Here is a 19,191-nt window from a genome sequence, read left to right on the forward strand (position 1 = left end):
AAAGAGCTTACTCGGGCAGCTGCTCGAGCAGGGCCACACCTTCGGCAGACCCGAGGACGGCGGCTTTTTCCTGACGGTTCAACTTGGAAAGGGCCGTTTTGAGGGACGAGGCTTCCTTCAGCTTGACCAGACCAACCAGCAGGTTTGCATCAATCGCACTGCCCGGTTTGCGAGCGGGAGGAAGCGCACCAAGATGCGCGTCGAGAAGGGCGCGATCTGTCCGAAGCAGTGCAAATGCTTCGTTGGGTGGCTGGTGCGGCGCACGCATGGCCTCGGTCCGCAGGCGGTCATTCTCTGCCGCAAGGCGGAGGATCGGGGGCGGGGCTGTTTCTTCCTCGATCAGCAGTAGTCCGGCCGTGCGCAACCCAAGACCGACATCGCGGCTCGCCGTCAGGGCAGCAAGCGGAATAGCCAGGACAAGTCCCAGCAGCACAGGCGTCATCCACAGGAAGAGTGCCTGCGACACGGACCATGCCGCTGCCGCCAGAAGGAGACCGAACACCGTATAGACCCAGTATCCACGCGCCACTTCACGGAGTGACACGCGGCCATCTTCGCGGTTCTGGGCATTCCAGCCTGAATCGCGGCCCAGCAGGATGGAAATCACGCCGGACGTCTGGATCAGCATGGCAATCGGGGCAATGAGGCCGCCAATCAGCGTTTCCAGAATGATGGACAGGAACAGCCGTATGACACCGCCCGATCCGCGGAGTGCCGCCCGATCAAAGAGCATGGCGATGAAGGCCAGCCCCTTGGGAGCCAGCAGAATGCCCATTGTGCCAATGAACACGAACTTCGCCTGCACCGGATCGACCCGTGGCCAGTGCGGGTAAAGCGTCGGCTTCGTGCCGAAATATTCCGGATGATAGAAATGCGACTGAAGGGAAATCAGGATTCCGAACAGCAGGAACAGCAGCCATAGCGGGGACATGACATACGAGCCGATGCCCGTGAGCATATGGGTCCGGCTGACCCAGTGCAGGCCCTTTGTTCCAAGGATCTTGGCGTGCTGGAGATTACCCTGACACCAGCGGCGGTCGCGGATGGCCACGTCCGTCAATGAAGGTGGGCTTTCTTCATACGATCCAAACAGCCCTGGCACCATGTGAATGGCCCAGCCGCCACGGCGCATCAGAGCCGCTTCAACGAAGTCATGGCTCAGGATGTGGCCACCGAAAGGTGGGCGTCCCTTCAGATGTGGGAGACCAGCCTGTTCAGCAAAGGCGCGGGTGCGGATGATAGCGTTATGGCCCCAGTAATTGCCTTCGGAACCGTGCCACCAGGCAATGCCATGTGCGATGAGCGGGCCGTAAACACGTCCGGCAAACTGCTGCATCCGCGCAAAAAGCGTACGGCCACCAACGATTACCGGCAACGTCTGGATCAGGCCAACGCCTTCGTGGTTCTCCATGGCGGATACGACACGGACGATCAGGCTGCCATCCATGACGCTATCGGCATCGAGCGTGAGCATCTGTTGGTAGGAGCCACCAAAACGCGTCACCCAGTCATGCAGGTTTCCGGCCTTGCGGTCCGTATTCTGGTGGCGGCGACGGTAGAAGATGCGTTGATGGTCGCCGGTAGCCTGACGGAATGCCAGAAAAGCCCGTTCTTCCTGCAGCCAGACATCCGGATTGGTCGTGTCAGAGAGGAGAAAGAAATCAAACGCATCGATCTGGCCAGTCGCCTGAATGCTGTCGTAGATAGCTTTCAGGCCCGCAAGGACCCGTGTGGGGTCCTCGTTGTAGGTGGGCATCAGGACGGCTGTTTTGGCCTTCAGCTGCGGCAACGCTCCGGTGCGATGGATGCCCAGCCCCAGGCCACCACGGCAGATCAGGGACACAAACCCGCCGAGACTGGATGTGAAGGACAGCGCAATCCAGAATCCCAGAATGGCAAACAGCACCAGAACAATCACGCCGAGTGTTGAGACACCCAGCGAGTTGAAGACCTGGTTGATTTTGTAAACGCCGAAGCCCGTCAGCAGGATGGCCGTGCCGAACACGAACAGCCGACGCAGCCAGAGCAGCTTCGGTGTTGTGTCCAGAATGCGGAAAGGTCGCCCGTGGCGATCCGGCTGCTGATGGAGGTTCTGAGGCTCCATCTTGAGAGGGGCCTCACGGGGAAGAAAAGGGGCTTCGGACGGGGAAAAATCTGTCACGGCGTCCAACGGTACATCCATTTTTCAGAAATCGGGCCCTGATCGTTTGCAAGCTGGGCCTGTAGTTCGGAGGCCTTGGCATCTCCTGGTACAAATTCGAACGTTGTCCGCCAACCCTTGATATTCGGATTGGGCTCTACGACGACATTGCGGATTGTGCCGGGCGTGCTCTGTGAGATCAGATGAAAGTGCGCATCCTGTGGGACATTCTGGAAGGGAGCGCCCGTAAAGTCGATGACAAACATCCGGGCTTCCGAATGATCTGTCACGGCGCCAATCCGGGTTCCCCCTACGCGGGCGAGAGGGGTTGGCCACGGCGTGTCCCAGCCCCAGTACATGCGGTAGGTAAAGCTGTATTCCTGCCCCGCCTTGAGGGGTGCCTTCGGGCGCCAGAAGGACACGATATTGTCGTTCACTTCATTCGGCGTTGGAATTTCCACCAGATCGACAGCACCGTCGCCCCAGTTGCCGATCGGCTCAATCCATAGGGACGGCCGCTTCTCGTAATTGAGGGCCAGATCCTCATAATCATGGAACGACCGCTTGCGCTGCATCAGGCCAAAGCCATGCGGGCTGCTGTCCTGAAAAGCAGAGAACTGAAGATCGGTCGGGTTGACGAGCGGGCGATAGAGCTGCTGGCCAGAGCCAGTCCAGACCTGAAGTGCCTCGCTGTCATGGGCAGCCGGGCGCCAGTCATCGACGTGATTGTGCTCGTTGGCATCGAAATAGAACATGCCGGTCAGCGGCGCGATGCCGGACTCGGTAATATCCTGTCTTGGGAAAAACGATGACTGAACATCGAAAACAGTCGTGTCGCCGGGGCGGATCGTGAAGCGGAAAGCACCGGTAACGGATGGACTGTCGAGAAGTGCGTGGATTACGACGGATTCAACGCCCGGCTCAGGTTTTTCCAACCAGAATTCCCGGAAAAGGGCAAATTCCTCGCCCTTTGAATTACCCGTACCATTCCCGAAGCCGCGCGCTGAAAGGCCATAATTCTGGCCTTTGGCGACGGCACGGAAATAAGAGGCGCCAAGGAAAACGGCACATTCTTCCATCACGCCGGGTGTATTGATGGCGTAGCGCAGCCGCAGACCGGCAAAGCCCAGATCATCCGTCACCCGCAGCATTGAGTTGGCGTAGGTGAAGAGATCCGGATCATAGGCGATAGGTGTCGATTGACCGCCAATGACTTCGTTCATTCCAATCCGGGGCTTGTAAAGAAAGCCACGTGGAAAGAACTCGACTTCAAAAGCCAGGTTCTGTCCGTGCCACAGGGCGCGGTCTGGATTGAACACGATGCCACGGAACTGATCGAAATCGAGATTGGCAATTGCCGAGGGCAGACTCTGGGGGGGAGGAGCGTAAGGCGATCTGGAAAGTTTTTCTGCAATGGCGCGCACGGTCCCGTTGTCAAACGGAACAGTTTTCGGAGCCTGCTTTACAGCAGGCGGCGCGGACTGAGCATAAGCCATACGACCGGAAGCACCCATAAGGGACATCCCAGCTCCAAGCTTTACCAGATCACGACGCAGGATACTCATACTTTTCCCTACAGTCCCAGTTTCTGCCGAACTCCCGAAATCGGAGTGGTCATTACCTACCGATACGCCGGAAGCAGTTCGTTGCGAAGAGACGTTCTATGATTGGAGAGTTATTTCACAAGGGTTGGACATGTCCTTTTCATGGCATCACCGGGACAGGACACATCATTGTGAACTCTGTTGCTGACAGAGATGAAAGGGTGGAACGCGCTCGGACATTTCGGAAACAACCGTCTCGTTTATGGACTCAAGCTGAGGAACGCTGAACAGTATCCGGACGTTCCCGAACCTTGCGATATCCCGTGCATTTCCTGGATTTTCAGGGCCGCTGAGCACCACTCCAAGAACCGGGATGCCGCGTTTGCGCAGGGCTTCCAGGCTCAGAAGGGTATGGTTGATTGTGCCCAGCCCACTCCGGGCGACCAGAACGACCGGCAGATCCATTTGCTGAACCAGATCGATCATCAGCATGTCTTCCCGAACTGGCACCATCAGGCCGCCCGCCCCCTCAACCACGAGGGGGGATTGTACGGCAGGAAGCACCAGACGGCCCGGGTTGATGGTCATGCCCTCCAGATTGGCGGCGGCCAGAGGCGCCAGCGGGGCTTTCAGACCGTAGGCCGGGGCGATGATCCGGTTGGGAGTCAGTCCGGCCAAGGTGCGGACAGTCGGCGTGTCTCCTGCTTCGTCGGCCAGACCGGTCTGAAGTGGTTTCCAGTAAATGGCGTTCCACGCTTTCGTCAGAATCGCGCTGACGAGTGTTTTGCCAATTTCCGTGTCTGTTCCAGTGACGAACACGCCGCGAAAAGTGCTCATGGAGTGTCCTTCCTGAAAATTCCGAGACCAATCCTGTAGGTCACAGTCTGATGGTGTCTGTCAAAGTGCCGCATGGCCCGACGCAGGCCGCCTAGACTTGCCGGAGTACTGCCAGACTGCGGCAGGGAGGCGCCGATCTGGCGAAGTTTGCGCAGGAAAACGCGGGCATTTGGTACTGGATCATGAAGGGTGATGACGTCCCAGGTTCCAGAACCGCCGCTGGGCCATTCCCGCTGAAGGGTTGATGCGTCCGCATAATGAGGAACGCCGCAGGGCGCGCTTTCCTGTTCGCAGGACGAGCGCCATTCCCCGAGGCTTCCCGGCAGAAGTGTCGTGAGCATGAGCGAGCCGCCGGGTGCGAGTTTCTGGCACAGGCGCTGAAGTGCGACCGGGCGGTTTTCAAACCACTGGAAGCAGAGACTGGATGCGATCAGATCGAAGAGGCCGTCCACGTCTGGATGTTCGCCATCCATGATGCGGAAGGTGACAGGCCGGTCTGTCAGCCGTTCCTGTGCCCGGGCGATCATGCCGGGGGCCAGATCCGTAGCGATCAGGGGGCTGTCGGGAAAGGTAGCGGAGAGCTGTTCGGTCAGGAAGCCTGTGCCGCAGCCAAACTCCAAGATTCGTGACGGGTGTGAAAGTGCCAGTTCTTTGCGGATACGTTCGGCCAGAAGCTCGGCGCAGCGATACTGGATATCTGCCGCGGCATCATAGTCCTGCGCGGCGTTGAACCGTTGAGCAATCTGGTGCTTGCGCTCATCCATGGCGTGCGAACCATTGTCGGATAGAGTCGGCGCAAAGAGCGGGTTCCGCCAGAGGCAGGAGGTGTCCTCCGTCCACGATTGAGCCGGGGCTGGAAAAGCCGAGCCGGGCTGGTGGGAACGGGTCTGACTGCCCTGTCATCCAGTGCAGGCGATCACCCCATCTGGCGGCCTGCTCCCGTGCGTCGTCCAGCAGCAGTTTTTCCAGTCCAGCATCAAGCCGTTCGATAGCCGGCGGCCCAGGCACAGGCTCATCCGTGCCGCACCGGTTTCGGAAGTCGGCCAGGACGGTTTCCGGGGATTTCTGAAGCTGGCGCCTCATCCGTTCCAGAACACGTGCCGGAACGCCGTCTGGATAGTCGCCGGCAGCGGAGAAACGGGCAAATCCGTTAAAAAGGACAAGGCCTTCGCACCCTGGAAGATCCTGCTCCAGAAGTGAGAGGCTGCCTGCTGAATGTCCGACGGCAAGATAAGGCGTTTGGGGCAGCGGCGGATGGGATGGGGCGCCGAAATAGCCAGCGTCCACGACGTAAGCTTCGACGCCCGGCAAGTGGTCCAGCATGGGGTTCCAGAACGACGCATCAAATCCCCAGCCATGCACCAGATAGAGGGGAAGACTCATTGCTCCTTGCCCACCAGTCGAATGATGGCGGCGGCCAAACGCTCGACGTCGGCATCCTGGAGACCGACATGCAGGGCAATCCGCAACCGCGCCGTTCCAGCCGGAACAGTGGGAGGGCGGATTGCCACGGTCAGGAACCCTTCGCCCTCCAGAGCTGTCGCAACATCCAGTGCACGTTGAGCCTCCCCTATCAGAACAGGGACGATCTGCGTCGTGGATTCGGCGGTATCGAACCCGGCGTTGTTCAGGATGGTCCGCAACGTCCCGGCCTGCCCCAGCAGGGTTTTCCGCTCCGTGTCCATGCCAGGAATGACGTCCAGGGCGGTATCTATGGCCCCGAGAACCGCTGGAGGAAGGGCCGTACTGTAGATGAATCCAGAAGCGTGATTGATGAGATAGTCGCAGAGCAGTCGGGAGCCGGCGATATAGGCGCCCATTCCGCCGAGTGCCTTGCTGCATGTGCCCATGGTCAGATCGGCCAGACCGCCGGAAAGACCCTCCCCCTGCGGCCCCAGAACGCCAGTGGCGTGCGCTTCGTCAACATACAGAAACGCGTCATAACGGTCTGCCAGCGACCGAAGGGCCGGGATGTCCGCGCGGTCTCCGTCCATGGAGAACACGCTTTCCGTCACGATCATTCGCAGGCCGGGCGTGGCAGCTTCGCGCTTCAGGAGTGTTTCCAGATGGGCAAGGTCGTTGTGACGGAACCGGACCTGCCGAACGCCCGCAGCTGCGCATCCATGATGAAGGCTGGCATGATTCAAACGGTCCGAAAAAACGATCATCGGATGGCCGGTCTGGGCCACCGAAAGGGCGCAGAGTGCCGGGACGACGGAGGCATTCGCCTGCCAGCCTGAGGCAAACAGGAGCGCTGCGTCACAGTGCTTGAACCGGGCCAGTTTTTCTTCGACAGCCTGATGCAGATCCAACGTGCCACTCACCAGCCGGGATGCCCGCGCTCCGGTTCCATATCGAAGGGCCCAGTCTGCTGCCCGTTCCCGCAACAGGGGATGATCCGCAAGGCCCAGATAATCGTTGGAGGAAACGTCAATCAGACGCTGTCCATCGCGCAGGATTGCTCCTGTCTCGCGGGTGACGGGTCGTAGAACCCGGCGGGTACCGACCGCATCACGTTTCTGAAGAGCCGCAGCGAAATGGGCGTCAAACAGGGTCATGCGTTGTCCTGAAGAACGGTCACGATGCTGGATGTCAGGCGGGAGAGGTCTTCGGGTGTGATCGTGAAGGCCGGTGTCAGGTACACGATATTGCGGAAAGGTCTGATCCAGGTGCCATGCGTGACGAAGGCTCGGCGCAGGACATCGGGGTTTTCGATCTTCTCAAGCTCTACGACGCCGATTGCGCCCAGAACGCGCACATCCCGGACGCCCGGTATCGTTCGACAGGGTTCCAGTTCGCGTCGAAGCTGTTCGGAAATGCGTGCCACCTGCTCCAGGCGCGGTTCCTGTTCGAACAGGTCCAGCGATGCATTGGCAACCGCACAGGCCAAAGGGTTTGCCATGAAAGTTGGGCCGTGCATGAGCGCTTTGCCGCCATCCGTCGACAGAAAGGCCTCGAAGACGCTCTTTCTTGCAACAGTGGCTGCCAATGCCATGGTTCCGCCGGTCAGGGCTTTGGAGAGGGCCACGATGTCGGGCACGATGTCGGCCTGCTGACAGGCAAACATGGTCCCGGTTCGGCCAAAGCCCGTAAAGATCTCGTCAAGGATCAGCAGGATGCCGTGCCGATCGCAGAGATCCCGCAGGCGACGCAAGACTTCGGGGCTGTGGAACAGCATTCCGCCTGCGCCCTGAACCAGAGGTTCCGTGACAATGGCGGCAACGGTGTGGCCTTCTTTTTCCAGAAGCGCCTCAAGCCGAGCCATGCTCGCGTTATCGACAGGCAGGTCAGCCAGAACCTGCTTCGGCAGAACCCCGGCGAACAGGCTGTGCATGCCCTCCTCAGGATCACAGATGGACATCATGCCCAACGTGTCCCCGTGATAGCCGCCGCGGAAGGAGAGTATTTTCGTGCGTCCCTCTGTTCCGCGATTGATGTGGTATTGCACCGCCATCTTGACCGCGACTTCCATCGCGACCGATCCGGAATCGGTGAAAAACGTCCGCTCCAGATCTCCGGGAAGCAGGGCTGCCAGCCGCGCGGCCAGCCGGCGGGCCGGTTCATGGACCATCCCCCCGAACATGACATGCGGCATTACGCTGGCCTGCTGGATGAGCGCCTGCTGGATGTGCGGATGGCTATAGCCGTGACAGGCGGTCCACCAGGCAGCCACACCGTCCACAAGCTCGCAGCCATCCGCCAGCGTGATGCGACTTCCAGATGTGCGAACGGCTTCCACGGGGAAGGGCGCGGTCTGCATCTGGGTATAGGGCAGCCAGAGATGGGGAAGGTCGGCCGCGGACCGGTTCGCCCCGGCGGATGAGACTGTGCAGGACATTCCAGCGTTTTCCCGCATGGTCCGGGGCAAGTCCATCCCCCCGTCCATGATGCTGTCAGCGGATATCATAAAAAGGTCATGCTTTAACGGGAAACAATCTGGCATGAACCCCGTTATTGCACCGCCCTGACCTGTGTCGGTGGCGGCGGAAAGGACGTTCTTTCGCAGTTGGAAGGACAATCAAGGTCAGGATCGATGCTGAATTCCAAGGTCATTCATGTCAACGGCGTGTTTTTAGGCACGGCCATCATGAACAGCAGCATGAGCACTCTGCGATTCTATGCCACTCATGAGAGTGTGCGGGCGTTGCATAATGCCTGTATGCCGGATCTTCTGGCACTTTACTGTCAGGTCAGGCGTCTCTTCAACAGCAGCCGACTGACCCTTCAGGGCGCCTGATCCGTCAGGTGCCACAGAACGTGTTCTGAACCCGCTCATGTTGGGCGGGAGGCTGGTCGAACCCATCGTCTGCATCGTCAAACGGATGCGACAGAGCTTCTGTCAGGCGATGGAAAGGCTCATAATTTCCCCCAACGGCTGCTGTAATGGCAGCCTCGATCTGATGGTTGCGGGGAATGATCCTTGGGTTAACGGCTTTCATGGCTTGTGCGCGATCCTCTGCACTCATTCCATCCATTGTCAGGCGTTGTTGCCAGTCCTGTAGCCAGATGCCCGCGGCGGCCTGATCCTTGAAAAGACTCAGGAATCCAGAGGTGTCGCCAGTCTGCGCAACGTTGCAAAGCTGGCGGAATGTCCGGGTGAAGTCTGCTTCATCACGGTGCATCAGGGTGAGAAGTCTGGAAATCAGCGTGGTATCGGCTTTCTGTTCCGTATTCAGGCCAAGCTTCTGACGCCAGCCTGAGAGATAGGCCTCCCCAAAGACATCGTCGAAGCGGGCCAGAGTCTCCGTCGCTATTTTGACGGCATTGTCTGTGTCTTTATCAATGAACGGCAGAAGTGTTTCCGCAAACCGGCCCAGATTCCATAGCGCCATATCTGGCTGCTGGCCGTAGGCGTAGCGTCCGTTCTGGTCGATGAAGCTGAAAACCTTGCCCGGATCATAGGCATCCAGAAAAGCGCACGGACCGAAATCGATCGTTTCTCCGGCGATGGACATATTGTCCGTATTCATCACGCCATGGATAAAGCCGACGAGCATCCATTGGGCGACCAGTTTTGCCTGACGTTTTACAACGGTTTCCAGAAGGGCCAGAGCGCGGTTGGGACTGTTTGTCAGTTCGGGATAGATGCGTTCAATGACATGATCGACCAGAATCCGCAGCGCCTCCTGGTCTCCGCGTGCTGCAAAATACTGGAACGTTCCAACGCGGACGTGGCTTGACGCAATACGGGCGATGACGCCGCCGGGCACGAGAGTTTCCCGAAGAACATTCTCGCCTGTTGTGAGGGCAGCCAGAGCGCGGGTCGTCGGAATACCCAGTGCGGCCATGGCTTCACTGACACTATATTCGCGTAAGACCGGCCCAAGTGCTGCACGCCCGTCTCCGCGACGTGAGAAGGGGGTTGGTCCAGAGCCTTTGAGGTGCAGATCCCAAAGCTTGCCGTGTGCGTCCATGACTTCGCCTACCAGCATGGCGCGCCCGTCTCCCAGAGAGGGAACAAAATGCCCGAACTGGTGGCCGGCATAGGCCATGGCGACAGGGGGGAGGCCGTCGGGGCGCAGTCCGTGAGACAGGAAGGACAGTCCCGCAGGACTTTTCAGCCATTCAGGAGACAGGCCGAGTGCTGTGGCGAGTGGCTCGTTGAGTGCGATAATCGCGGGCGCTTTGAAAGGGCGGCTTTGCAGGGGGGTAGAGAACCGTTCCGGCAGAGCGGCATACTGGCGAAGAAGCTGCATGAAACGTCTCTGTTAAACTTATGCTGGAGTTCCTTCACATGGGGGACGACCATAGATAAGGGAAGAACTCACAGGCTTTTTATAAGAGTTTTTACCGTGATACCCGGAGTTTGGGTGGAACATCGTCATAAAAAAGACACTTCATTCAACAGTTGCTGAGCCTGTTTTTTTTGAAGACAGAGATAGTTTCTGGTCACCTGCAACTATATTTTTGCAAAGATTTTTTCTGATGCAAAGATGGGGAGGTGACGTAAAAGACAGTATTCTCTATTCATGAATTATGAACGGGCGTTTCTGCCTTTGATGCCGCCTGTGCGGGACCACAGCATAGAGGACATTTCGTGGAGCAAACCCAGCGCGTGTCTGGCCCCGGAAGGGACGTAAGCCCGGCAGTCATCCGACTATATGCAACCATGGCTGCTGCCCGTTTCCACGGGATCGAGCTTGATATTCGTGATTATGCGGCAGAGCCGGGGGAGGCCTCTCCTTCTCCAGCGTCGCTGGCTCGCTGGCTGACATCTCAGGGTGTCGTCGCAAAAGGCATGCGTCTGCGCTGGCGGTATCTGATTAAACTTCAGAATACTCCGCCTATCGTTCTGATGTTCAAGGATGGTTCTGCCGGGTTGATGGTCTCCGCCAACCCGGAAAAGGGAATCGTCTGGCTTCGTGACCCCATGGGTGACGAAGGAGATACACCCGTCCCGGTAGATGAATTGCGTCTGTCCCAGGTTTGGACGGGTGACGTGCTGTTGGTGAAGCGCCGCATCAATGAATCGGAAGCAGATGCGCGGTTTGATATTCTCTGGTTCGCGAAGATGGCGCTCCGCGAGAAACGCCTTCTTCGCGATATCGCAATCGCGTCCATGGTTCTGAGTATTCTTCAGATCTTTCCTGCATTGATCGTCATGCAGGTGCTGGACCGAGTGGTAAACTACCACTCAATGGCGACCCTCATATCGTTGACTTCTTTTGTCGTTATTCTGTCTTTTTATGAAATTATCCTGAGCTATGCACGGCGCGAACTTTCTTTGATCCTGTCAACACGACTGGATGCCAGAATTTCCCTGCATGCCTTCAACCGCCTCCTTGCTCTGCCGCTTGAATTTTATGAACGCCAGCAGACCGGTGAAGTGCTGGGGCGTTTTATGGCGGTGTTCAAGGTGCGTGACTTCCTGACCGGGCAGTTGATGAGCACCCTGCTCGACTTGTTCACTCTTGTCGTCGTGTTGCCTATTCTTTTCGTGCTTAGCGCTACCATGGCCTGGATGACCGTAGCTGCCGCGGGTTGTATTGGTTTGATCGTCGTCCTGTTCCTTCCTGTTCTCACGAAGGTCATGGGCCGACAGGTTCGAGCTGAAATGAATCGTGGTTCAACCCTGTATGAAACTGTCGCAGGTATCCGTACCGTAAAGACGCTTGCTCTTGAGCCTACTCGCCGTGAAGAGTGGGACGAGAAGACGGCTGATGTGGTTCGTTGGAAACTGGCGTCCGGACGTATGTCCAACTGGCCCCAGACCCTCGTCATGCCTTTTGATACCTTTATTAACAGAGGTGTCCTTCTGGTAGGTGCCTATCTCGTCCTTACGAATGCCAGTAACATGCAGGCCGGTGCATTGGCCGGGTTCATGATGCTGGGTGGTCGTGTGGCAGCGCCACTGGTGGGTCTTGCGAAACTTCTGGAAGCAGTCAACGAAGTAACGGTTTCTCTCGGGGAGGCCGGAGCAGTTCTGAATCAGCCAACAGAGACAAAAGCCCTCACAACCGGCATGCGCCCTCCTATCAAGGGTGCGCTCTCTTTCATGGATGTAAACTTCTCTTATCCGGGTTCAAGTACCAAGGCCTTGAACGGCGTTAGTTTTGACATTCCAGCTGGCACCATGCTGGGACTGGTTGGGCGCTCTGGCTCAGGTAAATCGACAGTGACCCGCCTTCTGCAGGGCGTGAGCCGAAACTATACGGGTTATCTGCGACTTGATGGCGTGGACTTGCGTGAAATCAACCTGACCCATCTTCGTCGCTCGTTTGGCGTGGTTCTTCAGGATAACTTCCTGTTCCGTGGAACTGTTCTGCAGAACATCACGGCGGGTCGTCCGGGGCTGACTATTGATGACGCCATTCGTGCAGCGCGTCTGGCTGGAGCGGAAGAGTTTATCGAGCGGATGCCCGCCGGGTATGATACCTTCATCGAGGAAGGCTCGACCAATATTTCCGGTGGCCAGCGCCAGCGTCTCGCCATCGCCCGTGCGGTTATCAGTGATCCAAAGCTGATGATTCTCGATGAAGCAACATCGGCTCTTGACCCTGAATCCGAAGCGCTTGTGAATGCGAACCTGCAGCGGATCGGCAAGGGTAGGACGATGGTAATCGTTTCCCATCGTCTGTCCTCGCTGGTTGACTGTCATCAGATTGCTGTCATGGACAGGGGTAAACTTGTGGATATTGCGCCGCATCGCGTCCTTCTGGAACGCTGCGAAATCTACCGGACGCTCTGGTTGCAGCAGAACCGCCACATGAATGCTTCGAATGCCACTGAAGAATCCGGCCAACTGACGGAAGGAGAATAAGAGATGAGTTCCTCCTCCGACATGATCCCCCAGAACGGCCCGTCGCCGGATGCGGATAGCAGTGAAAACTTCAACAGCCATGTGCCGCGCTCCGCAACAGATCCGTTTGCTCCGCAGGACATGCCGATCGCACTTCTGGAATTTCATTCTCCCACTACGGGGCTGGTCAATCTGCCTGCGACGGCCTCGGCACGGTATGCGATTTGGCTGATCGGCTGTTTGTTTATGGCTGGTCTGGCGGGCATGGCTCTTTTCCCGCTCAATCGCGTGGTCAGCACAATGGGGCGGTTGACATCCACACAACCGATGATCGTGGTCCAGCCTCTGGAGACGTCCATCGTACGCTCCATTGATGTTCATGTAGGCGATTTCGTGAAGAAAGGGCAGGTTCTTGCTCACCTGGACCCGACGATCACGGAAGCTGATATCACGAATATGGCTCAGCAGCGGGATGCCTATCAGGCTGAACTTGATCGTCTGAAGGCTGAAGCTGACGACAAGGAGTATACGCCAGACACCACCAATCCTGCTGCTGTCCAACAGGGCGCAGCATTCCTGCGGCGGCGTAGCGAGTATCGTGCACGAGTTCAGAACTATGATCAGCAGATTGCCGGGCTTCAAAGCGACATGCAGGGTTATCGCGCTAATGCAGCCATGTATGCCAGCAAAATGCGTGTTGCTTCCGAAGTGCTAAAAATGCGGCAGCACGAGCAGGCTGATCAGGTGGGATCTCGTCTTTCCACGCTTGCCGCCCAGAATGACATGATGGAAGCCGAACGGGCGGAAATCGCTGCCCAGCAGAGTGCAAACTCTGCTGAAAACAAGATGGCAGCCATGAAGGCTGAACGCGAAAGCTACATAGAGAACTGGAAAGCGCAGGTTTATACGAGCCTTACAGAAACCCAGCATCATCTCGACGAATATCGCAGCTCATATGACAAAGCCCGGCTTCGTCAGGATCTGATTCTTCTCAAGGCACCGGAAGATGGCGTTGTACTGACAATTGCCAAGGCTTCCATTGGCTCTGTTCTGCAATCAGCAGGTCAGTTTATGACACTGGTTCCCACGGGATCTGGCGTTGAAATGGAGGCTGTTATGAAGGCAAATGATGCAGCCTTCGTGAAGCTGGGCGATCATGCTATCGTAAAATTCGCAGCGTTTCCGTACAATCAGTACGGCGGTGCCGAAGCCACCGTGCATGTCATCAGTGCGGACTCCTTTGAGAAGTCTGATGGTAACAGTGCAGGTGATAATAGTGCGGTTGCAGGTGGTCCCACCCAGTCCGTTTACTATCGTGTCCGTCTAAGGATTGATCGTTACACGCTCCATGGGCAGCCGGACTTCTTCCATCCTACGCCAGGCATGCCTGCGACAGCAGATATTGATATCGGTAAGAGAACGATCCTGAAGTACCTGTTCGGGCGGATGGTTCCGATTGCAACCGACGGCATGAGAGAGCCCTAAGACCAGAAAACGCCCGGCCTCTCCGGGCGTTTTCTACTTCTATCGGATCAGGGTTGAGGGATCATGACATTCAAGCGTCGTATTACGTCTCTTCTTTCCTCGAAGGGAAAGATGGAAGAAGGCGTTCGTCTGATGGAAGAGGGCGATGCCGTTCGGGGTTTCACCCTCCTCAGTCGTCTTGCTGTCAACGGAGATACGGAAGCATCTTTTCGTGTTGGGCGTGCCTATCTTGATGGCAAGGGTGTTCCGCCCAGCCTTGAAGAAGGCGCGCGCTGGATGCTCGGTGCTGCAGAGGCCGGTCACATTGAAGCCGCGTTTGTTTTGGCGACACTTTACACGATTGGCTTTCCTGAAGGCTTCGAAATTCGTGGAGCAGAAGCGGCGCTTGAGCTTGCCCCACGCCCGGCATTAGGTCCTCGTCAGCCGGATTTTCATAAAGGATTTCACTGGAGTCATATTGCTGCGAAGGCCGGATCTGCCGACGCCCAGGCCCTGCTCGGTTATATTCTGACCAATGGGCCGGAAGACCTGCGCGATCTTGCCCAGGCCCGGTCATGGTATGAGCGTTCTGCTGCCGCGGGATGCTCGCAAGGGCATCTGGGTCTGGCTCTGGCTATATTGCATCAGGCTGAGACCGATGAAGCAAGAGCTTTGGCCGCCCATCACCTGAAAGAGGCGACCAAAGGGGGGCTGGGGACAGCCTTCGATATTCTTGGAAGAATGAGCGAAGCTGGAGCCGGCGTTCCTCGAGACATGGGAGCTGCTGCACGGTACTACCAGCAGGCCGCCGAGCGGAACATGGTCGGCGCTCAGGCGCGATATGGTCTGTTTCTGCTGGAAGGCGTGGGGGTGGAGCGACATTACGGTCGTGCCGAAACCTGGCTGCGCAGGGCCGCCCTGAACGGAGATGCGGAATCAGCTGCTCTTCTGGGAGATCTTTACGCTCAGGGCGGAGAGCTTCCACCCAATCTTATGGAAGCAGCAAACTGGTATCGTCTTGCCGCAGAACAGAAGCATGGTGGTGCCGCCAGAGCACTTGGCCTGCTTTATCTGACCGGCAGTGGCGTTCATCGTGATCCGGATGTGGCGGCGCATTGGTTCCAGGTGGCATCCGAAGCTGGAGACCGGCATGCAGATGCTGATTTCGGCAATCTGATCCTGACGGGTGCTTCAGCAACGGATGATGAAAAACAGGCTCTGAAGGAACGTTTCGAGCGCGCTGCGGAGCGTGGGGATCTGGTCGGGGCCTTTAATCTCGGCGTGTGTTTTGATCAGGGCGTCGGTGGCACGGCTGATAGCCGTGAAGCAGCCCGCTGGATGCAGAAAGCAGCAGACGGTGTTGTGAATGCCCAGTTCTGGTACGGTATGATGTTACTGGAAGGGCGTGGTGTGCAGGCCGATCCAACGCAGGCCATGTACTGGATGGAGAAAGCTGCGGATGCTGGCATGGGAGAAGCCCAGGTCGCTGTCGGGCAGCTTCTTGTCACGGGGCAGATCAATGGTCGCAAGGATCATGCTCGTGCTCTGGAACTCTATCGTGCCGCAGCAGAGAGCGGAAATGTGGACGCAATGTTCTCGCTGGCAGCCATGTATGGTGGCGGACACGATATTCCGGAAAACAGGGTTGAGGCGCAAAAGTGGTTCACCAAAGGCGCTCAGCTCGGAAACGGTTTGGCGCAACTCATGCTCGGACGTTATCTGATCCGCGGACTGGCCGGGGTGACGGATCTGCAGGAAGGCCGGAAATGGCTGGAGCACGCCAAGGCTCAGGGAATTGCAGACGCTGAGGCCGAACTTATCAATCTTGATGCTGCCCAGCCTGACGAGGACGATTGATTGGCGTGACGTCCGACCAGAAACACCCTGATCTTACGGGAACCGCGTCCAGAGCGGCTTTTAGTGGATACGGGCACGAGGTAACGCCCGAAGAACGGGCCGAGTGGCGGGAGGTCATGAGTGCCCGCGCGCAAGCGGCCTTTCAACGGGGGCAGGAGGCGATTCAGTCCGGGCGCTTGCAGGATGGCGTATTCTGGCTGGAACGGGCCGAAAGGATGGCGCGGCAGAGCCCCAATGTCATCTGGGCGCTGGCGATTGCTTTCCTGAACGTCGGTCGCGTTGAGGACTGTCTGAAACGGATGGAGCGGCTTTACGGACAATATGGTCTGCGGGAAGCGGCGTTTCTGTCTGTGGTCTGTCTCGTTCGATTGAATGAGACAGCGGAGGCGATTTCCAGACTGGGTGCCGCATTATCGAAATTCCATATCCTGCCTGAGCTTGGGCAACTGGCGACTCAGTTGGCTGAAACTGGCGGGTTACCAGGCTGGTGTACGGCTTCCAACGCAGGTTGGGTGGATGTGGACGCATCCGGCAGCATCCGGGTTTCTCTGGATGGGATTGAGGTTGGACGCGGTAACTGTGGTCGCTATACCCTTCCGGAAGGCTGGCAGAACGCACGACGCCTGGAAGTTCGGGTAGGCCGCAGGCATGTGCTCGGCAGCCCGATTGATCTTCAGGCGCTCACGCGGTGCGAATCACTTGTGCGAGCGACGCACAAAGGGCTGGAAGGGTGGCTGTGGTACCCGTCAGAGCCGGAGCATGTCCCGGCCGTCATTCTGTGGGATGAGAGAGTCATATCCGTACCAGCGTTCGCGACAGATGTGGACAGCGACGTTCCTCTGTCGAGACCGCGCTCCTTCCTTTTTAATAAAAGCTTCATGCCGAAAGGAGATTGTGGGCCGTTAATTCTGAGAGACGAGCACGGACGGCTTCTCACAGGTGCACCGGTCGATCCCATGGTTGGGCGGTTGGTGTCTGCCAACGGTAAGCTTCCAAAGAGTTTGTATCCAGTTCCTGTGCCATCCTGGGCTCATCGGCCACGAGTCCCCAGGGTCAGCTCTGGATGTGCAGTCGTCATTCCTGTCTATCGTGATCTGGCAGGGACCACAGCGTGTCTGCGTAGTGTGTTGAAGACAGTGCCGCCGGACATTGAAATCATTGTTGTAGATGATGCTACGCCGGAGCCGAAGCTGGCCGGCTTTTTGGATCGTCTGGCGCAGGACGGTAAAATCACGCTTGTCCAGCATGAGTCCAATCAGGGATTTCCGGCGTCCGCAAATGATGGAATGCGTCTGGCAGCAGGTCGGGACGTTATCCTGCTGAACAGCGACACACTTGTGTTTTCAGGGTGGATCGAGCGTTTGCGGGCAAGGTTGGCCTTTACCGATGTCGGGACTGTAACGCCTTTTTCAAACGACGCGAGCATTCTGTCCTATCCTTCCGTGGATGCAGAAAACGCCGTTCCTGATAAAGCCGAAGCGCGGACACTGGACCATCTGTGTCAGGCTCTTTTTTCGCAGGAAGAGGCGTGTATTGATCTGCCGACCGGAAACGGTTTCTGCATGGCGATTACGGCAGACTGTCTGGCGGATACGGGGCTTTTCAGGGAAGATCTGTTTGCGCAGGGCTACGGTGAAGAGAACGACTTCTGCCTTCGCGCTTCAGCGCAAGGGTATCGTCATTTCCCCGCTCCGGACGTGTATGTGGCTCACACGGGGTCAACATCTTTCGGAAGCAGTCGCAAGGCCCTGATGGGCCGTAATCTGGAAATTCTGAACGCTTTGCATCCCGGATATGATGCAAAGGTTGCCGCATTCATCGAGAGCGATCCGCTCAGAAATTTCCGGCAGAAGCTGGATTTTTCCCGGATCAATGAATTGCGGGGAAGGCGCCGTTCCATCCTCCTCATTCAGCATGATGTAGGCGGCGGAGTAGGGCGGGCCGTCCGTCAGCGTGCGCAGGCTTTTGAACAGCAGGGTTTTCTGGCGTTGACCCTCCGGCCAACATTTCTGGGGTGCCAGTTGGAATGGTCCCGGGCTCAAAAAACAGATTTCCCAAACTTGCAGTTCACACTCCCGGCAGAACTTTCTCTCCTGGTTGAGACGCTGTCACAACTGAAAACCCATCGTATTGAGTGGCACCATCTTGTTGGGCATGCGCCATGTATCAGGACACTCCATGAAGAACTCCGCGTTCCCTATGATGTGTTTGTTCACGATCACATCTGGTTCTGCCCGCGGATTTCGCTACTGGATGGAAATGGGCGCTACTGTGGAGAACCGGATGTATCCGGCTGTGAAACCTGCGTCGCGACATGGGGCGATTATCTGGGAGAAGACCTCACGGTCCCAGAACTCATCCATCGGTCCCGGCATGAGCTCGGGCATGCTGGCAGGCTGATGGTGCCCTCACACGATACAGCGCAGAGAATGGAGCGACATTTTCCTCAGTTCAGTTTTGAACCCGTCCCTCTGGAAGATGATGCCGCCCTTTTGCTGAATGTTTCGAGACAAAAGAACATCATTGCCGGCCGTCCCTTGCGGATCTGTGTGGTTGGGGGGCTAAGTCGCTGGAAAGGATATGATATTCTTCTGGTGATGGCCGATTATGTAAAAGGCATGTCGCTTCCGGTCGAGCTTGTTCTGGTCGGGCATACCCCAGATGATGAAACCCTGATTGCAGCCGGGGTCAAGGTAACAGGAGAGTATCGGGAAGATGAGGTACTGGACCTGATTGGTGAACAGAATGCCGATGTCGGGTTTATTCCTTCTGTTGCTCCTGAGACCTGGTGTTACGCGCTTGGGATATTATGGAAAAGTGGTCTTGAGGTACTCTGTTTTGATATTGGAGCGCAGTCAGAGCGCGTGCGTCGTAGTCATTGCGGAGCGGTAGTTCCACTTGGAATTCCTGTTGAATTTCTTGTTGGTTTTATTTTGCGCCGCTGGGGACCGGTAAGTTGAAGTGAACGGGGTTTACGCTTCGACTGGAACGGGTAAATATAACCCGCAAACAATGCCTGTCTTGAATTGGCTGCTGTAGCCGCAGGGCTTGAAAAGTTTTTTCTCCCGTAGGCTCAGGACCCATTGATTTTTGTAGGGAATTTTGATTCA

The 19,191-nt window shown here is 57.2% G+C and carries 13 protein-coding genes; 5 read left to right on the forward strand and 8 right to left on the reverse strand.

Annotated features, from left to right (window positions below; translation table 11 throughout):
* Positions 1 to 7: 7 nt before the first annotated feature.
* From mdoH to B7444_RS09125, 7 genes are all read right to left on the reverse strand, one after another.
* Positions 8 to 2,182 carry a glucans biosynthesis glucosyltransferase MdoH gene (mdoH, locus tag B7444_RS09095; protein ID WP_035729397.1) on the reverse strand — a complete coding sequence of 725 codons (2,175 nt, stop codon included), beginning with the start codon at positions 2,180 to 2,182 and terminating at the stop codon, positions 8 to 10.
* Positions 2,158 to 3,705, reverse strand: a complete 1,548-nt coding sequence (locus tag B7444_RS09100) for a glucan biosynthesis protein (protein ID WP_007281600.1) — start codon at positions 3,703 to 3,705, stop codon at positions 2,158 to 2,160. Before B7444_RS09100 ends, mdoH begins: the two co-directional genes overlap by 25 nt.
* A gap of 165 nt (positions 3,706 to 3,870) precedes the next feature.
* A complete protein-coding gene (gene bioD, locus B7444_RS09105; protein ID WP_007281599.1) occupies positions 3,871 to 4,521 on the reverse strand; it encodes a dethiobiotin synthase in 651 nt (216 codons plus the stop codon).
* The gene (locus B7444_RS09110) at positions 4,518 to 5,285 is read right to left on the reverse strand and encodes a methyltransferase domain-containing protein (protein WP_007281598.1); all 768 of its coding nucleotides are present in this window, start codon (positions 5,283 to 5,285) and stop codon (positions 4,518 to 4,520) included. Before B7444_RS09110 ends, bioD begins: the two co-directional genes overlap by 4 nt.
* Positions 5,278 to 5,904: an alpha/beta hydrolase family protein gene (locus B7444_RS09115; protein ID WP_007281597.1), complete on the reverse strand. Its 627-nt coding sequence runs from the start codon at positions 5,902 to 5,904 to the stop codon at positions 5,278 to 5,280. The genes B7444_RS09110 and B7444_RS09115 overlap by 8 nt, the downstream gene beginning before the upstream one ends.
* Positions 5,901 to 7,079, reverse strand: a complete 1,179-nt coding sequence (locus B7444_RS09120; protein ID WP_007281596.1) for an aminotransferase class I/II-fold pyridoxal phosphate-dependent enzyme — start codon at positions 7,077 to 7,079, stop codon at positions 5,901 to 5,903. Before B7444_RS09120 ends, B7444_RS09115 begins: the two co-directional genes overlap by 4 nt.
* Positions 7,076 to 8,359, reverse strand: a complete 1,284-nt coding sequence (locus B7444_RS09125) for an adenosylmethionine--8-amino-7-oxononanoate transaminase (RefSeq protein ID WP_029495715.1) — start codon at positions 8,357 to 8,359, stop codon at positions 7,076 to 7,078. Before B7444_RS09125 ends, B7444_RS09120 begins: the two co-directional genes overlap by 4 nt.
* Before the next feature lie 195 nt (positions 8,360 to 8,554).
* On the opposite strand from B7444_RS09125, the gene B7444_RS09130 reads away from it, so the two are divergent.
* Positions 8,555 to 8,758, forward strand: a complete 204-nt coding sequence (locus tag B7444_RS09130; RefSeq protein WP_007281594.1) for a hypothetical protein — start codon at positions 8,555 to 8,557, stop codon at positions 8,756 to 8,758.
* Positions 8,759 to 8,762: 4 nt separating this feature from the next.
* On the opposite strand, the gene B7444_RS09135 is transcribed toward B7444_RS09130, so the two are convergent.
* Positions 8,763 to 10,217, reverse strand: a complete 1,455-nt coding sequence (locus B7444_RS09135) for a protein adenylyltransferase SelO (RefSeq protein ID WP_007281593.1) — start codon at positions 10,215 to 10,217, stop codon at positions 8,763 to 8,765.
* Positions 10,218 to 10,630: 413 nt separating this feature from the next.
* Here B7444_RS09135 and B7444_RS09140 point away from each other — a divergent pair, with 413 nt between their 5' ends.
* The 4 genes from B7444_RS09140 to B7444_RS09155 all read left to right on the forward strand — a co-directional run bounded on the left by B7444_RS09140 (position 10,631) and on the right by B7444_RS09155 (position 19,041).
* The gene (locus B7444_RS09140; RefSeq protein ID WP_007281592.1) at positions 10,631 to 12,781 is read left to right on the forward strand and encodes a peptidase domain-containing ABC transporter; all 2,151 of its coding nucleotides are present in this window, start codon (positions 10,631 to 10,633) and stop codon (positions 12,779 to 12,781) included.
* A 3-nt stretch (positions 12,782 to 12,784) separates the two neighbouring features.
* Positions 12,785 to 14,245 (forward strand): HlyD family type I secretion periplasmic adaptor subunit, encoded by a 1,461-nt coding sequence (locus B7444_RS09145; RefSeq protein ID WP_371859452.1) that lies wholly within the window; start codon positions 12,785 to 12,787, stop codon positions 14,243 to 14,245.
* A gap of 63 nt (positions 14,246 to 14,308) precedes the next feature.
* Positions 14,309 to 16,081 carry a tetratricopeptide repeat protein gene (locus B7444_RS09150; RefSeq protein ID WP_007281590.1) on the forward strand — a complete coding sequence of 591 codons (1,773 nt, stop codon included), beginning with the start codon at positions 14,309 to 14,311 and terminating at the stop codon, positions 16,079 to 16,081.
* Positions 16,078 to 19,041 (forward strand): glycosyltransferase, encoded by a 2,964-nt coding sequence (locus tag B7444_RS09155; RefSeq protein WP_007281589.1) that lies wholly within the window; start codon positions 16,078 to 16,080, stop codon positions 19,039 to 19,041. The genes B7444_RS09150 and B7444_RS09155 overlap by 4 nt, the downstream gene beginning before the upstream one ends.
* Positions 19,042 to 19,191 lie beyond the last annotated feature (150 nt).

The sequence above is a fragment of the Gluconobacter thailandicus F149-1 = NBRC 100600 genome (assembly GCF_000964465.1).
GTDB classification, from domain to species: domain Bacteria; phylum Pseudomonadota; class Alphaproteobacteria; order Acetobacterales; family Acetobacteraceae; genus Gluconobacter; species Gluconobacter thailandicus.

What these genes read in the sequence shown, in the direction of transcription:
- mdoH (WP_035729397.1), bottom strand. Translation starts at nt 2,182, where the DNA reads ATGGATGTACCGTTGGACGCCGTGACAGATTTTTCCCCGTCCGAAGCC.
- B7444_RS09100 (WP_007281600.1), bottom strand. Translation starts at nt 3,705, where the DNA reads ATGAGTATCCTGCGTCGTGATCTGGTAAAGCTTGGAGCTGGGATGTCC.
- bioD (WP_007281599.1), bottom strand. Translation starts at nt 4,521, where the DNA reads ATGAGCACTTTTCGCGGCGTGTTCGTCACTGGAACAGACACGGAAATT.
- B7444_RS09110 (WP_007281598.1), bottom strand. Translation starts at nt 5,285, where the DNA reads ATGGATGAGCGCAAGCACCAGATTGCTCAACGGTTCAACGCCGCGCAG.
- B7444_RS09115 (WP_007281597.1), bottom strand. Translation starts at nt 5,904, where the DNA reads ATGAGTCTTCCCCTCTATCTGGTGCATGGCTGGGGATTTGATGCGTCG.
- B7444_RS09120 (WP_007281596.1), bottom strand. Translation starts at nt 7,079, where the DNA reads ATGACCCTGTTTGACGCCCATTTCGCTGCGGCTCTTCAGAAACGTGAT.
- B7444_RS09125 (WP_029495715.1), bottom strand. Translation starts at nt 8,359, where the DNA reads ATGTCCTGCACAGTCTCATCCGCCGGGGCGAACCGGTCCGCGGCCGAC.
- B7444_RS09130 (WP_007281594.1), top strand. Translation starts at nt 8,555, where the DNA reads ATGCTGAATTCCAAGGTCATTCATGTCAACGGCGTGTTTTTAGGCACG.
- B7444_RS09135 (WP_007281593.1), bottom strand. Translation starts at nt 10,217, where the DNA reads ATGCAGCTTCTTCGCCAGTATGCCGCTCTGCCGGAACGGTTCTCTACC.
- B7444_RS09140 (WP_007281592.1), top strand. Translation starts at nt 10,631, where the DNA reads ATGGCTGCTGCCCGTTTCCACGGGATCGAGCTTGATATTCGTGATTAT.
- B7444_RS09145 (WP_371859452.1), top strand. Translation starts at nt 12,785, where the DNA reads ATGAGTTCCTCCTCCGACATGATCCCCCAGAACGGCCCGTCGCCGGAT.
- B7444_RS09150 (WP_007281590.1), top strand. Translation starts at nt 14,309, where the DNA reads ATGACATTCAAGCGTCGTATTACGTCTCTTCTTTCCTCGAAGGGAAAG.